Genomic DNA, 14,277 nt, shown 5'->3' on the forward strand with positions numbered 1-14,277 from the left:
ACAGGACAAGACAGGACGATGAATCTACAGTTATTGCAAGCCAAGCTGGGCCACAGTTTCGGGGATGCTGGATTGCTGCAGCAGGCCCTGACGCACCGCAGCCACAGCAGTTTGCATAACGAACGCCTGGAATTCCTCGGCGATTCGATCCTGAACTGCGTCGTGGCCTCGATCCTCTACGATCGATACCTGCAGATCGACGAAGGCGACCTGTCGCGGCTGCGCGCCAACCTGGTGAAGCAGCAATCGCTGTATGAAATCGCCCAGAAGCTGGAGCTGTCGCAGTTCCTGCGGCTGGGCGAGGGCGAACTGAAATCGGGCGGCTTCCGCCGGCCGTCGATCCTGGCCGACACCCTCGAGGCGCTGCTGGGCGCGATCTTCCTCGATGCCGGATTCGATGCCGCGGCACGCGTGATCCGGGCGTTCTATATCCCGATCCTGGATACCGTCGATCCCCGCACGCTGGGCAAGGATGCCAAGACGCTGCTGCAGGAATTCCTGCAGAGTAAAAAGATTTCACTGCCGCTGTACAACGTGGTCGCCACGCATGGCGCCGCGCACAGCCAGGAATTCGAAATCGAGTGCCTGGTGCCCAAGCTGGGCATCCAGGTGTATGGCCGTGGCGGCAGCCGCCGTGCCGGCGAACAGGCAGCCGCCAAGCTGGCGCTGGAAGTGGCCGAGCAGGCCCTGCAGAAAGCACCGGCCGCCGCGCGCCGGGCCAAGCCGCGCGCCGCGCAGCTGAAACTGGCGGGCATCGCCACCGTGCAGGGCGATGACCCGGCGGAAACAAAGCTCGCCAACAAATAACCGAGAAACATCATGACCGACCCCACCACGCCCGCGGATTTTCGCTGCGGCTACATTGCCATCGTCGGCCGCCCCAACGTGGGCAAGTCGACGCTGATGAACACCCTGATCGGCGCCAAGGTCAGCATCACCTCGCGCAAGGCGCAAACCACGCGCCACCGCATCACCGGTATCCAGACGCTGTCCGATGCGCAATTCATCTATGTCGATACGCCGGGCTTCCAGACCCGCCACTCGAACGCGCTGAACAAGACGCTGAACAAGACCGTCACCGGCACGCTCGATTCGTCGGACGTGATCCTGTTCCTGGTGGAAGCCGGCACCTTCGGCGAGGCCGACCAGCAAGTCATCGACCTGCTGCCGAAAGACGTGCCCGTGGTGCTGGTGATTAACAAGTCCGACCGCGTCAAGGACAAGGCCGTGCTGCTGCCGTTCGCGCAGCAGGTCGCGTCGAAATTCGACTTCGCCGCCGTGGTGCCGGTCTCGGCCAAGCTGCGCTTCCAGCTCGATGGCCTGCAAAACGAGATCAAGCGCCTGCTGCCGGAAAACCCGCCGATCTTCGGCGAAGACGACATCACCGACCGCAGCGAGAAATTCCTCGCCTCCGAGATCGTCCGCGAAAAGCTGTTCCGCTTCGTCGGCGACGAGCTGCCGTACACCAGCACCGTGCTGATCGAGAAGTTCGAACAGGAAGGCAACCTGCGGCGCATCTTCGCCGCCATCCTCGTCGAACGCGATGGCCACAAGTCGATGATCATCGGTAACAAGGGTGCCCGCCTGAAGGAAGTCTCGACCCAGGCTCGCCTGGACATGGAAAAGCTGTTCGGCGGCCCGGTGTACCTGGAGATCTGGGTCAAGGTGAAGTCCGGCTGGGCCGACAACGAGGCCGGCCTGCGCGCCTACGGCTACGAGTAATCCGGCCATGGCTAAGCGCCAGCCCACGGCCGGGCTCGTGTCCACACCGGGGTCGATCCCGGAAGCGGACACCAGCCCGTCACTTCCGGTCCCGGACACGGATGCCGCGCTGGCCGAAAACGCCGTCGATATCGCTACCAGCGAGCAAGACCCCGCCACCGTGCCGGGCAATGAAACGACCGCCAGCGCAAGCCCGAGCCCGGCCATGGAAGTGCGCGACAACGCCGTCGCCTATTTGCTTAAATCGGTCCCGGCGCCGGCCCCGGCCGCGGCGCCACCCCAGCAGGCCCGCAAGCGTACCGCGCCGCGCACCGTGGGCACCCGCGTCAGCGGACAGCCCGCCTTCGTCCTCCACAGCTATCCGTACAAGGAAACCAGCCTGATCGTCGAGCTGCTGACGCGCGATTTCGGCCGCGTGGCGCTGATCGCAAAAGGCGCCAAGCGGCCGCACTCGCAGCTGCGCGGCGTGCTGCAGACGTTCCAGCCGCTGTCCACCGGCTGGACCGGCAAGAACGAGCTGCGCACGCTGACCGATGCCGACTGGGTCGGCGGCCTGCTGCCGCTGGAAAAGACCGCGCTGCTGTGCGGCTTCTACCTCAACGAGCTGCTGGTCAAGCTGCTGGCGCGCGACGACGCGCACCCGGCGCTGTTCGACCACTACGTGTCGACGCTGAACCAGCTGGCCCACAACGAGCCGCCGCCGATCGTCTTGCGAAAGTTCGAAACGGCCTTACTTAAAGAGACCGGGGTGGCCGCGGACCTCACGCGCTGCGCGGACACGCGCGGCAAGGTGAAGGCGGCCGTGCAGTACGTGGTCGATCCCGAGCGCGGCCCGCGGCCCGCCCGCGACGACGACACGGCGCCCCGCGTGGCCGGCAAGACGCTGCTCGACATGCAGCGCGAGGAATACACCGATCCGGCCACGCAGGCGCAGAGCAAGCAGCTGATGCGCTTCCTGCTGGCGCACCAGCTGAACGGCGCGCCGCTGAACACGCGCCAGATCCTGATCGACCTGATGCAACTGTAGTGCCAAGCGCAACAGCAACCGCAATAGCGACCGCAATAGCAAACGTCATAGCAAACCTCATAGCAACCGTAAAAAGAAGAGACCATGAGCTTCCTGCACCCCTCCGGCACGATGATCGACCTGGGCGTCAATATCGACCACGTGGCCACGCTGCGCAACGCGCGCGGCACCCAATACCCCGACCCGGTGCGCGCCGCTCTGCTGGCCGAACAGGCCGGCGCCGACTGCATCACGCTGCACCTGCGCGAAGACCGCCGCCACATCAAGGATGAAGACGTGATCCGCATGGCGCCGCAACTGGTCACGCGGATGAACCTGGAAGCGGCGGTCACGCAGGAGATGATCGATTTCGCCTGCCGCATCAAGCCGGCGGACGTGTGCCTGGTGCCGGAAAAGCGCACCGAGATCACCACCGAGGGCGGGCTGGACGTGGTGCGCTTCCACAAGGAAGTGGCCGCCGCGGTGAAGCAGCTGCAGGGCGAGAACATCCGCGTCAGCCTGTTCATCGATGCCGACGAAGCGCAGATCCAGGCCGCGGCCGATGTCGGCGCGCCCGTCATCGAACTGCATACCGGCGCCTACGCCGATGCGCAGGGCGAGGAACAGCAGCGTGAACTGGAACGCGTGCGCAACGGCGTGCAATGGGGCGTGCGCCACGGCCTGAAGGTCAACGCCGGCCACGGCCTGCACTACACCAACGTGCAGGCCATCGCCGCCATCCCGCAGATCGAGGAACTGAACATCGGCCACGCGATCGTCGCCCATTCGGTGTTCGTCGGCTGGGAAAACGCCGTGCGCGAGATGAAGGCCATCATGGTCTCCACGCGCCTGGGAGCGCGATGATCCACGGGATCGGCACCGACATCTGCAAGGTTCCCCGCATCGGCGAAGCGCTGGCGCGCCAGGGTGAACGCTTCGCGCGCCGCGTGCTCGGTCCCGACGAACTGGCGGTGTTCCGCGCCCGCAGCGAACGCAACGCGGTGCGCGGCGTGCGCTACCTGGCCACCCGCTTCGCCGCCAAGGAAGCGTTCTCGAAAGCGCTCGGCCTGGGCCTGCGCCCGCCCATGACATGGCCCGCCGCGCAGCTGCTCAACGATGCGCTGGGCAAGCCGTGCATCGTCTGCAGCGGCGATCTGAAACAATACATGGAGCACAACCAGCTGGCGGCGCAGGTCACCGTCAGCGATGAAGAGGAATACGCGGTCGCGTTCGTGATCGTGGAGAAGCTTGATGAGTGAGATGAAAGTGGAGAACACGGCGGCAGCGGTAGCGGCAGCGGCACCGGAGACGATGGCGGCGCCGTCGGCGCGCGAGCAGGTCCTGGCCACCGTGGCCAAGCTGCCGAACCTGCCCGGCGTGTACCGCTACTTCGATGCGGAAGACAAGGTGCTCTACGTGGGCAAGGCGCGCGACCTGAAGAAGCGCGTGTCGAACTACTTCCAGAAGAACCTGTCCAGCCCGCGCATCGCCATGATGGTCGAGCGCATCGCCAGGCTGGAGACGACGGTCACGCGCAGCGAAGCCGAAGCGCTGATCCTCGAGAACAACCTGATCAAGACGCTGCAGCCGCGCTTCAACATCCTGTTTCGCGACGATAAGTCGTACCCCTACCTGAAGCTGACGGGCGACGCGGTGCCGCGCATGGTGTACTACCGCGGCGCGGTCGACAAGAAGAACCAGTACTTCGGCCCGTTCCCGTCCGCGTGGGCGGTCAAGGAATCGATGCAGATCCTGCAGCGCGTGTTCATGCTGCGCACCTGCGAGGACAGCGTCTACCAGAACCGCACGCGGCCCTGCCTGCTGAACCAGATCGGCCGCTGCAGCGCGCCATGCGTGGGCGCGATCAGTGCCGAGGATTACCGGGTCGACGTGAACAATGCCGCGCGCTTCCTGCGCGGCCGCACCACCGAGGTGATGGAGGAGCTGGAGCAGAAGATGCACGGCTTCGCCGCCGACCTGAAGTTCGAGCAGGCTGCCGCGGTGCGCAACCAGATCCAGTCGCTGTCGAAGGTGCTGCACCAGCAAAGCATGGAAACCTCGGACTCCGACGTCGACATCATCGCCGTGGTGGTGCAGGGCGGCCGCGCCTGCGTCAACCTCGCCATGGTGCGCGGCGGCCGCCACCTGGGCGACCGCGCCTACTTCCCCACGCATGTGATGGATGCCGAGGCCGTGGCCGAACTGCCGATGGATGTCGAGGTGCTGTCGGCCTTCCTGGTCCAGCACTACACGGAAAAGACCATCCCCGGCGTGCTGATCCTGAATATCGAATTCGACCAGCCGGAGCTGATCCTGGCCTTGCAGGAGCAGTGCGGCCACCGCATCAACCTGCTGTTCCAACCGCAGGGCCAGCGCCGCCAGTGGCTCGAGCTGGCGCAGAAGGGCGCCGAGATCGCGCTGGCGCGGCTGCTGTCCGAACAGGGTTCGCAGCAATCGCGCACGCGCGCCCTGGCCGACGTGCTGGGCCTGGAAAACGAGGACCTGGAAACGCTGCGCGTGGAATGCTTCGACATCAGCCACACGATGGGCGAAGCCACGCAAGCCTCCTGCGTGGTGTTCCACCACCACCAGATGCAGAACAGCGAATACCGCCGCTACAACATCAACGACATCACGCCCGGCGACGATTACGCGGCGATGCGCCAGGTGCTGATGCGCCGCTACGAGAAGGTGGCGAACGGCGATGGCGTGATGCCGGACGTGGTGCTGATCGACGGCGGCAAGGGCCAGGTGGAGATGGCGCGCCAGGTGTTCGTCGAACTGGGGCTCGACATCAGCCTGATCGTCGGCGTGGCGAAAGGCGAGGGCAGGAGAGTGGGCCTGGAAACGCTGATGTTCGTCGACGGCCGCGCGCCGCAGGAACTGGGCAAGGAATCGGCCGCCCTGATGCTGGTGGCGATGATCCGCGACGAGGCGCACCGCTTCGCCATTACCGGCATGCGCGCCAAGCGCGCCAAGACGCGCCAGACGTCCACGCTGGAAGAGATCGAAGGGATTGGCGCAAAGCGCCGCCAGCGCCTGCTGGCGCGCTTCGGCGGCCTGCGTGGCGTATCGAATGCCAGCGTCGAGGACCTGATGTCCGTCGAGGGCATATCCGCGAAGCTCGCCGAAGAAATCTACCGCCGCCTGCATTGAGCGGCCGCGCGATAGCAGGACGGACCGTGGCCGGCGTTCTGCTGAACCGTGCTTGCTGGCATTACCCCGGTCGGCAAGGTAGACTAGCGGCGCGTTATCACTATTCCTACAGTCGCCGCCTTTACCCGCCGCTTTTGCCTCACTTATGCCATTCAACATACCGATCCTGCTGACCTGGCTGCGCGTTGCGCTGATCCCCCTGGTCGTGGGCGTGTTCTACCTCCCTCCCGCCTGGCTGCCGCTGGAGGACCGCAACCTGGCCGCCACCGTCGTCTTCATCGTGGCCGCCATCACCGACTGGTTCGACGGCTTCCTGGCGCGCCGCTGGAACCAGACCTCGGCCTTCGGCGCCTTCCTCGATCCGGTGGCGGACAAGCTGATGGTGGCCGGCGCGCTGCTGGTGCTGGTGCAGCTGGACCGCTGCAACGCGATCCTCGCCTTCATCATCATCGGCCGCGAGATCACCATCTCCGCGCTGCGCGAATGGATGGCCCAGATCGGCGCATCGAAATCGGTGGCGGTCAATTCCATCGGCAAGATCAAGACGGCCGCGCAGATGACGGCGCTGCCGGCGCTGCTGTACTACGACGTGCTCTTCGGCGCCATCGATACGCGCTTCTGGGGTGAAAAGCTGCTGTGGCTGGCCAGCGTGCTGACGGTCTGGTCGATGTTCTACTACCTGAAAAAGGCCTGGCCGCTGATCAAGGAACGCTCGGGCAATTTGAGCTAAACAGTATTTTTAGTTTCTCCCTTGACAGCCCGTTCCGATCCTCTATAATGCTGGCCTGTTGTTGATGACGACGCAGCAGCAAGCACGAAGCGGGAGTAGCTCAGTTGGTAGAGCGCAACCTTGCCAAGGTTGAGGTCGAGAGTTCGAGACTCTTCTCCCGCTCCAAATGTGCTTGAGGCGTTTAGTGTTGAGTCAACAATTCGCTGTGCATCGTTTGATGTTTCTGCGATAATGTAGCGCTTAGTGCATGAAGCTTAGTGCAGGCGGTTCCTGAAATGCGGGAGTAGCTCAGTTGGTAGAGCGCAACCTTGCCAAGGTTGAGGTCGAGAGTTCGAGACTCTTCTCCCGCTCCAGTCGAAAGACGCGGAGCCAGCAGTAAAGATTCACTCCATGCGGGAGTAGCTCAGTTGGTAGAGCGCAACCTTGCCAAGGTTGAGGTCGAGAGTTCGAGACTCTTCTCCCGCTCCAGGTTTCCAGGATTTCAGCTCATAACCGGCTGGGGTCTTCAGTAAAAGTTCCCTCTGGCGAGGTAGCAAAGCGGTTATGCAGCGGCCTGCAAAGCCGTCTAGACGGGTTCGACTCCCGTCCTCGCCTCCATATATTTCCGAACCGGCCCCTTCTGGGGCCGGTGTCGTTTTCACCGCTTCCCCTCAGTCGAATACGCGTCACGTGCAGCAGCATGGCGGGCCGCTGACGTCGATCGAGCCTTTCTTCCCGCCGGTGCAATGCTTGCAGCGCCAAGCAGCCCGGACCCCACAGAACTTATTGACCAGGTCTTCATAAAGTTCTACCATTCACAAAATGACAACGATAGACATGGCGCGGCAAGAAGGGCTCATGCCGCCGGGATGGGAGACAAGTGTCAACAATTCATGACGTGGCCGAAAAGGCCGGGGTGTCGATCAAGACGGTGTCGCGGGTGCTCAACGATGCCTCGTCGGTGTCCGACAAGACTCGCGCGAAGATCGAGCAGGCCATGCAGGCGCTCGACTTCGCACCGTCGGCGGCGGCGCGCATGCTGCGCGGCCGGCCGACCGATCTGGTGTCGGTGATCGCTGAACAGCTGACCACCACGCCCGACTCTTCCGAGATCATCAAGGGCATCCAGTCCGTCTGCGAAGAGTTCGGCAAGATGCTGCTGATCGGCGAAACCGGCGGCCACCCCGGCACGGCCGGCCGGCTGGTGGCCGACATGCGCGAGCGCCGCGTCGAAGCGATCATGTTCGCCACGCCGCACCACGCGCACGTGACGATCGGGCCTGCCCTGGGCGCGACACCGACCGTGCTGGTCAACTGCTTCGAGAGCCCGGCGCGCTTTCCGCAGATCGTGCCCGACGACGAGGGCGGCGGGTACGCGGCCGCCCAGCTGGTGCTCAAGGCGGGCCACAAGAAAATCGCCCTGCTGCAGCTGATCGATAACATGGTGGCGACCAGGCTGCGCCTCCAGGGTTTTCTGCGCGCCATGCGCGAGCACGGGGTCAGGCCACGCGAGGAGTGGATGCTGCACGGCGCGCTGCCGATTCCCGACGCCGAGTTCAGCCACCTGGAAGACGCCATCGACCGGCTGTTCGCCAGCGCGGACCGGCCCACCGCCATCTTGTGCGGCAATGACAAGATGGCCATGCGCGCCATCTTCATCCTGCAACGGCGCGGATTGCGCGTGCCGGACGATGTATCGGTCGTCGGCTTCGACGACTTCCGTCTCATCTCGGAGGCGCTCGATCCAGGCTTGACCACGGTGTCCCTTCCGTACCGCGAGATGGGTGCGCTGGCCGCGCGCTACGCGTTTTCCGGCGACGCCGTCGCGGACACGGTGCGGGTGCCGTGCCTTGGCGTGGAACGCGGTACCGTCACCAGGCCAGCCAAGACGAAGCGCAAATGAGAGCGCACATGGGAGCGCACATGAGCCGGCTGGCTCCGGGTGCTCTGCTGGCTGCCTTGGCGGCATGGACGGCGATGTACAGCACGCCGGGCGCCGCCGCGCCGCTCGAGATCCGCATGTGGCGCCACGATACTGGCGACGCCGAAATGGCCGCCGGGCGCGCCGCCGTGGCGCGCTTCAACGCCAGCCAGGAAAAATGGAAGGTGGTGGTCGAGGCCATGCCGCAATCGACCTATACCAGCGCCATCACTGCGGCGTCGATGGTCAGGCAATTGCCCTGCGTGCTCGCGATCGACCAGCCCACCGTGCCCAATTTCGCCTGGGCCGGTCACGTGCGCGCGCTCGACTCGCTGCTGCCGCGCGACGCGGTGGCACGCCTGTTGCCCGGCGGGCGCGGCACCTACCGCGGAAAGCTGTACAGCGTGGGCCAGTTCGACGTGACGCTGGCGCTGTTTTCGCGCCGCGCGCAACTGGCGGCGCTGGGCGTGCGCATCGCCACCATCGACCGGCCCTATAGTGCCCGCGAGTTCCACGCTATCCTGGTGAAGGCCAAGCAGAGCAAGATTGCCCGCTTTCCCTTCGACGTGAACGGCCGCTCGCGCGCCGAGTGGCCGAGCTATGCGTTCCTGCCCTGGCTGCAAAGCGCCGGGGCCGACCTGATCGACCGTTCCAGCTATCTGCGGGCGGATGGGGTGCTCAATGGTACGTCCGCGCTTGGCGTGGCGCGCTATTATGCGTCGCTCTACGCGGAAGGCCTGGTCGAGCGAAATCCGGCCGACGAGCGCGCCTTCGAACAGGGCCGGGCGCTGTTCCACTACACGGGTTCCTGGAAGTCCGACGACTACGACCGCCTGTTCGGATCCGACCTGGTGGTGATGCCGCCTCCCGACTTCGGCCACGGTCCGCGCATCGGCGCGGCATCGTGGCAATGGGCCATCTCCCGCGATTGCCGGCATCCCGAGGGGGCCGCCGCCTTGCTGGCGCACCTGATCGGCACCGGAGAGATGGCAGCCATGTCGCGCGCCACCGGCCACGTGCCGGTCAGCCGCGAGGCGGCCGCGTTGACCGAGCATTACCGTGAAGGCGGCGCGCGCCGCATCTATTTCGAGTTTGCCCAACGCTACGCGCTGCCGCGGCCCGCCACGCCGGCCTATCCCGCGATGTCGGCCGTGTTCGAGAAGACCCTGTCGGACCTGCGCGCCGGGAAGGATCCGGCCGAGGCGCTGGACGAAGCCGTCGAAGCGATCGAGCACGATATCGCGCGCAACAATGGTTATGGTTTCTCTTCAGCCAATCAGGTGGGAGCGGCGCAATGACGGCCAGGCTTGGCCAGGACAGCATCTGGGCGATCGGCTCCTTCGCCGCGCCAGCCATGCTGCTGTTCTTCGCCTTCATCCTGCTGCCGCTGCTGCTGGCGGCGGGGGCCACCTTCACGAACCACCGGCTGGTCTCGCCGGAGCCGACACGCTTCGTCGGCCTGGACAACTACGCGCGCCTCCTGTCGGTGACGATCCTGACGGTGCAGGCCGACCAGCGCCAGGCTGGAGAGGAGGACGTGCGGTTTCCGACCTGGCGCCAGAGCCGGCAGGCGCGTCCTGGACTGGCCGGCTACCGTCCCGCCTTCCATGTCGACCTGGGCGCCACCCGCTACGTGCTGGCCGCGCGAGATCCGCTGTTTGTCCGTTCGCTGGTCAATACGTTCCTGTTCGCCTTGCTGGTGCTGCCGCTGCAGTGCGGTGCCGCGCTCGGGCTGGCGATCCTGGTCAACCAGCGCCTGCGCGGCCGGATTTTCTTTCGCACCGTCTACTTCGCGCCGGTGGTGACCTCGATGGTGGTGGCGTCGATCGTCTGGTCGTTCCTCCTCAACACCGACCGTGGCCTGATCAACGAACTGCTGCGCGCGTTGATGGACGATCCCGGCGCCGGACCCGACTGGCTGGGCGATCCGCGCCTGGCGCTGGCCTCGATCGCGCTGATGTCGGCCTGGCAGGGCGCCGGCTTCCAGATGCTGGTGTTCCTGGCCGGCCTGCAGTCGATTCCGCCCGAGCAGTACGAAGCCGCCACGCTGATGGGCGCGAACGCCTGGCAGCGCTTCGTGCATGTCACGCTGCCGGGCCTGCGCAACACCATCGTCTTCGTGCTGGTGTCGACCACGCTGCTGGCCTTCGGCCTGTTTACCCAGGTGGATGTGATGACGCTGGGCGGTCCGCTGGATTCCACCTCGACCGTGGTGTACCACGCGGTGCGCAAGGGCTTCCACGAGCAGGATATCGGCTACGGTTCGACCATCGCGCTGGTGTTCTTCATGATCGTGCTGGGCGTATCGGCGCTCCAGCGCATGCTGGCCGTGAAGGGAGCGGCCCGATGAAGCAACCCCTGCGGACCCTGTTGCGCAAGGCGCTGCTGCTGGCGATCATGGCCGGCCTTGGCCTGGTTTTCGCGATGCCGCTGGCCTTCATGTTCGCCGCTTCCTTCAAGGGCGACACGGCGGTATTCGAGAACCTGGCCCACTGGTCGACCTATGTTCCCGGCCCCGGCTGGTCGATGGACAACTACCGCGCCATTTTCCAGAAGAGCGACCTGCCGCGCTTCCTGCTCAATTCGACCATCGTTGCGGTGTGCACCGTGGTCGCCGGTGTGTTCCTCAACAGCATGCTCGCCTTCGCCCTTGCGCGCATGCGCTGGGGCGGCCGCCATGTCGTGCTGGGCGTGGTGGTGGCGCTGGTGATCGTGCCGTTCGAAGTGATCGCCATACCGCTGCTGTCGCTGGTGGCGCACCTGCCCTGGCCGGTCATCGGGCCGGGCGGGCCGGGCCTCCAGATCGGCTGGTTCAACAGCCTGCACGTGCAGATCATTCCGTTCGTCGCCAATGCCTTCTGCACCTTCCTGTTCTACCAGTTCTTCCGCGACATCCCGGCCGAGCTGGACGAAGCCGCCAAGATGGACGGCGCCGGCCCCTGGACGGTCTACCTGCGCATCATCATGCCCAACAGCGGACCGGTGATCGCCACCGCCGCCATCATTCTCTTCGTCGGCGCCTGGAACCAGTACCTGTGGCCCATCATGGTGATCCAGTCGGAAGCGTTCCGGCCGGTCCAGCCAGGCATCCAGCAATTTTTCGGCCGCACCAATTCGTGGGGGCAGATCATGGCCTACGCATCGGTGATCACGCTGCCGGTACTCGCGGTGTTCCTGGCATTCCAGCGGCAGTTCGTGGCCTCGGTGGCAGGTTCCGGCATCAAAGGCTAACCCTCACTCCTACCTCGACATGGCACTCAAACTCGACGACAAATACGTCTGGGACTTCTGGCATTACGCCGAAGACGGCATGCAGCACCTGTTTTTCCTGCAGGCCGACCGGAGCATCGGCAATTCCGACCTGCGCCACTGGCATGTGTCGATCGGCCACGCCGTCTCGACCGACCTGCGCAACTGGAGCGTGAAGGGCCGGGTGTTCGGCCCGGCGGCGACGCCCGCATGGGACGACTACACCACCTGGACCGGTTCGGTGATCAAGGCCGAAGGCTGCTACCACCTGTTCTATACCGGCACCTGCCGTGCCGAGAACGGCCTGCGCCAGCGCATCGGGCACGCCACCGCGGCCTCGATCGATGGCCCCTGGACGCGCGTGGGCAACGGCCTGGCGCTGGACCTGGACGAGCGCTTCTACGAAGAACACGAGGACGGCGGCTGGCACGACCGCGCCCTGCGCGACCCGTACGTGCTGGCCGAAAAGATCGACGGCAAATACCACATGTTCTTCACCGCGCGCCGCAATCAGGGCGGGAAGTTCGAACGCGGCGTGATCGGGCATGCGGTATCGGACGACCTGGTCACATGGGAAGCCACCGCGCCGGTGTATGACGGCGGGCATTACGGCCAGCTGGAAGTGCCGCAGGTATTCGAGCGCGACGGCCAGTGGTTCTGCACTTTCTGCAATGCCCGCGAGCACTGGGCGCCAGCACTGCGCGCACAGCACGGCGGCGGGGTGTCCGGCACCTCGTACCTGGTGGCAGGCGATCCGCTCGGGCCATGGCGTCCCGCCGAGCGCTTCCTGGACGGCGACGTGCCATGCCGCCGCTATGCCGGCAAGATCCTGGCCGACCCCGTCACCGGCGGCGACTGCCTGCTGGCCTTCGAGGACACGGGCCCGGACGGCGGCTTCCTGGGCGGGATCGGCGATCCGATCGCGCTCGCGCTGGAAGATGGCCGCTACGCGCTGGTGACTTGACCGAAAATGACAACGATAGACAGGGCGCGGCGGCGGAGACCGGTCATGCATCACTGGAACGAGCGGATGGCAGCATCCGGCTTGACCAGGGCCTGACCGTTCCGGCGTTCGCGGTTCACTGCAAATAAGGAGAAAGGCATGGCATCGATCGTCCTCCAGGATGTTGCCAAGGCATACCCGGGACAGGAACATACCCCGATCCTCCAGGGCATCAGCTTTACCATCGAGGACGGCGAGTTCGTCGTGCTGGTCGGTCCGTCCGGCTGCGGCAAGTCCACCTTGCTGCGCATGATCGCCGGACTGGAGGAGATCAGCGGCGGCGAGATCCGCATCGATGGGGAGCGCATCAACGAAACGCCGCCCGCCAGGCGCGGCCTGTCGATGGTATTCCAGAACTACGCCTTGTATGCGCACATGAGCGTGTTCGAGAACATCGCGTTCGGCCTGCGCCTTGCCAGGACGCCGAAGGCGGAGATCCAGGCAGCGGTGCGCGCGGTGGCGAAGCTGTTGCAGCTCGAGCACTTGCTGGAACGCCGCCCGCCGCAGCTCTCTGGAGGGCAGCGCCAGCGCGTGGCGATCGGCCGCGCCATCGTGCGAAAGCCGCGCGCCTTCCTGTTCGACGAACCGCTGTCGAACCTGGATGCGGCCCTGCGCGCCGACATGCGCGTCGAGATCGCCCGCCTGCACCAGCAACTGAAGGCGACCATGGTCTACGTGACGCACGACCAGGTCGAGGCAATGACGCTGGCCGACCGCATCGTGGTCCTGGGTCCCGGCGGCGTGCAGCAGGTCGGCAGCCCGATGCATCTGTACCAGCGGCCTGCCAACGTGTTCGTTGCCGGCTTCATCGGCAGCCCCAGGATGAACCTGGTCGATGGCGTGGCCGGCGCCGGTGGCGTGACAGTCGGCACGGCAAGCCGGCTGGCATGGCCCTATGCGGGCGCGGTCGGGCGCAAGGTCACGGTGGGCCTGCGTCCGGAGCACCTGGCGCCCGATCCGGACGGTCCGCTGCGCGGCACGGTATTGCTGGTCGAGCGCCTGGGCGCCGAATCCCATGTGCACATCGGCGTGCCCGGCATCGCCCGGCCGCTGGTGGTGGCGATGCGCGGCGAGCCGCCGCGCGCGGACAGCACCTGGGCGGTCGGCCCGGTCGCGGGACAACTCCACGTCTTCGATGAACAGGGCCGGCGCATCGACGCTACGCGGCCCGCCGATGGCCCGGAATAGCCTGATTGGTGCCTGTGGCGAACGGCCGGCCCGCGTCGGCGGCTCGCCGTTCAAGCTGGCCGTCGGCATGGCGCGGCTGGGCGTGGCGCACTCCACTCGAACAGGGTAGCGTTGCGAAAATGTCGCACGTTGGACATCGTCACTGTCCAGACAAATGACAACGATAGACAAATAGAGAATCCGTGGCTACGATGACAACGGTGGACATTTTATTCGTTTCGACAAGGAGAACGACCCACGACGGAAAACAACAACACGGAAGGTTCGGACGGATGGCGAAACGCTGGCGCTGAAACCACCACCAAGGGCGACATCAAAAACAA

General features: G+C 65.4%; 13 protein-coding genes and 4 tRNA genes. All 17 read left to right on the top strand.

Going from position 1 to position 14,277, the window contains the following annotated elements; all coding sequences use genetic code 11:
* The first annotated feature begins 18 nt into the window (after nucleotides 1-18).
* The 17 genes from rnc (at nucleotide 19) to EYF70_RS07805 (ending at nucleotide 13,954) form a co-directional block, all read left to right on the top strand.
* Nucleotides 19-807, top strand: coding sequence for a ribonuclease III (rnc, locus tag EYF70_RS07725; protein ID WP_131144883.1), 789 nt, complete (start codon nucleotides 19-21; stop codon nucleotides 805-807).
* A 12-nt stretch (nucleotides 808-819) separates the two neighbouring features.
* The gene (era, locus tag EYF70_RS07730) at nucleotides 820-1,722 is read left to right on the top strand and encodes a GTPase Era (RefSeq protein ID WP_131144884.1); all 903 of its coding nucleotides are present in this window, start codon (nucleotides 820-822) and stop codon (nucleotides 1,720-1,722) included.
* Nucleotides 1,723-1,927: 205 nt separating this feature from the next.
* Entirely contained in the window at nucleotides 1,928-2,749 is an 822-nt protein-coding gene (gene recO, locus EYF70_RS07735) for a DNA repair protein RecO (RefSeq protein WP_131148954.1), read from the top strand.
* Between the two features lie 84 nt (nucleotides 2,750-2,833).
* Nucleotides 2,834-3,592, top strand: a complete 759-nt coding sequence (gene pdxJ / locus EYF70_RS07740) for a pyridoxine 5'-phosphate synthase (RefSeq protein WP_131144885.1) — start codon at nucleotides 2,834-2,836, stop codon at nucleotides 3,590-3,592.
* Nucleotides 3,589-3,987, top strand: coding sequence for a holo-ACP synthase (gene acpS, locus EYF70_RS07745; RefSeq protein ID WP_131144886.1), 399 nt, complete (start codon nucleotides 3,589-3,591; stop codon nucleotides 3,985-3,987). The genes pdxJ and acpS overlap by 4 nt, the downstream gene beginning before the upstream one ends.
* Before the next feature lie 52 nt (nucleotides 3,988-4,039).
* The gene (gene uvrC / locus EYF70_RS07750) at nucleotides 4,040-5,884 is read left to right on the top strand and encodes an excinuclease ABC subunit UvrC (RefSeq protein ID WP_131148955.1); all 1,845 of its coding nucleotides are present in this window, start codon (nucleotides 4,040-4,042) and stop codon (nucleotides 5,882-5,884) included.
* A gap of 145 nt (nucleotides 5,885-6,029) precedes the next feature.
* Nucleotides 6,030-6,614 (top strand): CDP-diacylglycerol--glycerol-3-phosphate 3-phosphatidyltransferase, encoded by a 585-nt coding sequence (gene pgsA / locus EYF70_RS07755; protein ID WP_131144887.1) that lies wholly within the window; start codon nucleotides 6,030-6,032, stop codon nucleotides 6,612-6,614.
* An 89-nt stretch (nucleotides 6,615-6,703) separates the two neighbouring features.
* A tRNA-Gly gene (locus EYF70_RS07760) sits at nucleotides 6,704-6,779 on the top strand.
* Nucleotides 6,780-6,891: 112 nt separating this feature from the next.
* Nucleotides 6,892-6,967 (top strand) — tRNA-Gly (locus EYF70_RS07765).
* Between the two features lie 39 nt (nucleotides 6,968-7,006).
* Nucleotides 7,007-7,082 (top strand) — tRNA-Gly (locus tag EYF70_RS07770).
* A 55-nt stretch (nucleotides 7,083-7,137) separates the two neighbouring features.
* Nucleotides 7,138-7,211 (top strand) — tRNA-Cys (locus tag EYF70_RS07775).
* A gap of 262 nt (nucleotides 7,212-7,473) precedes the next feature.
* Nucleotides 7,474-8,496, top strand: a complete 1,023-nt coding sequence (locus EYF70_RS07780; protein WP_131144888.1) for a LacI family DNA-binding transcriptional regulator — start codon at nucleotides 7,474-7,476, stop codon at nucleotides 8,494-8,496.
* A 20-nt stretch (nucleotides 8,497-8,516) separates the two neighbouring features.
* Complete coding sequence (locus EYF70_RS07785) at nucleotides 8,517-9,812, top strand: extracellular solute-binding protein (RefSeq protein ID WP_165497588.1); 1,296 nt, start codon at nucleotides 8,517-8,519, stop codon at nucleotides 9,810-9,812.
* Nucleotides 9,809-10,864 carry a carbohydrate ABC transporter permease gene (locus tag EYF70_RS07790; RefSeq protein ID WP_131144890.1) on the top strand — a complete coding sequence of 352 codons (1,056 nt, stop codon included), beginning with the start codon at nucleotides 9,809-9,811 and terminating at the stop codon, nucleotides 10,862-10,864. The genes EYF70_RS07785 and EYF70_RS07790 overlap by 4 nt, the downstream gene beginning before the upstream one ends.
* A complete protein-coding gene (locus EYF70_RS07795) occupies nucleotides 10,861-11,745 on the top strand; it encodes a carbohydrate ABC transporter permease (RefSeq protein WP_131144891.1) in 885 nt (294 codons plus the stop codon). The genes EYF70_RS07790 and EYF70_RS07795 overlap by 4 nt, the downstream gene beginning before the upstream one ends.
* Before the next feature lie 19 nt (nucleotides 11,746-11,764).
* Nucleotides 11,765-12,727: a family 43 glycosylhydrolase gene (locus tag EYF70_RS07800; protein WP_131144892.1), complete on the top strand. Its 963-nt coding sequence runs from the start codon at nucleotides 11,765-11,767 to the stop codon at nucleotides 12,725-12,727.
* A gap of 138 nt (nucleotides 12,728-12,865) precedes the next feature.
* Nucleotides 12,866-13,954: an ABC transporter ATP-binding protein gene (locus tag EYF70_RS07805; protein WP_131144893.1), complete on the top strand. Its 1,089-nt coding sequence runs from the start codon at nucleotides 12,866-12,868 to the stop codon at nucleotides 13,952-13,954.
* The last annotated feature ends 323 nt before the right edge of the window (nucleotides 13,955-14,277 follow it).

The organism is Pseudoduganella albidiflava (assembly GCF_004322755.1).
GTDB lineage: Bacteria > Pseudomonadota > Gammaproteobacteria > Burkholderiales > Burkholderiaceae_D > Rugamonas > Rugamonas albidiflava.

Coding starts and splice junctions, on each gene's coding strand:
- rnc (WP_131144883.1), top strand. CDS start 19: ATGAATCTACAGTTATTGCAAGCCAAGCTGGGCCACAGTTTCGGGGAT.
- era (WP_131144884.1), top strand. CDS start 820: ATGACCGACCCCACCACGCCCGCGGATTTTCGCTGCGGCTACATTGCC.
- recO (WP_131148954.1), top strand. CDS start 1,928: ATGGAAGTGCGCGACAACGCCGTCGCCTATTTGCTTAAATCGGTCCCG.
- pdxJ (WP_131144885.1), top strand. CDS start 2,834: ATGAGCTTCCTGCACCCCTCCGGCACGATGATCGACCTGGGCGTCAAT.
- acpS (WP_131144886.1), top strand. CDS start 3,589: ATGATCCACGGGATCGGCACCGACATCTGCAAGGTTCCCCGCATCGGC.
- uvrC (WP_131148955.1), top strand. CDS start 4,040: ATGGCGGCGCCGTCGGCGCGCGAGCAGGTCCTGGCCACCGTGGCCAAG.
- pgsA (WP_131144887.1), top strand. CDS start 6,030: ATGCCATTCAACATACCGATCCTGCTGACCTGGCTGCGCGTTGCGCTG.
- EYF70_RS07785 (WP_165497588.1), top strand. CDS start 8,517: ATGAGCCGGCTGGCTCCGGGTGCTCTGCTGGCTGCCTTGGCGGCATGG.
- EYF70_RS07790 (WP_131144890.1), top strand. CDS start 9,809: ATGACGGCCAGGCTTGGCCAGGACAGCATCTGGGCGATCGGCTCCTTC.
- EYF70_RS07795 (WP_131144891.1), top strand. CDS start 10,861: ATGAAGCAACCCCTGCGGACCCTGTTGCGCAAGGCGCTGCTGCTGGCG.
- EYF70_RS07800 (WP_131144892.1), top strand. CDS start 11,765: ATGGCACTCAAACTCGACGACAAATACGTCTGGGACTTCTGGCATTAC.
- EYF70_RS07805 (WP_131144893.1), top strand. CDS start 12,866: ATGGCATCGATCGTCCTCCAGGATGTTGCCAAGGCATACCCGGGACAG.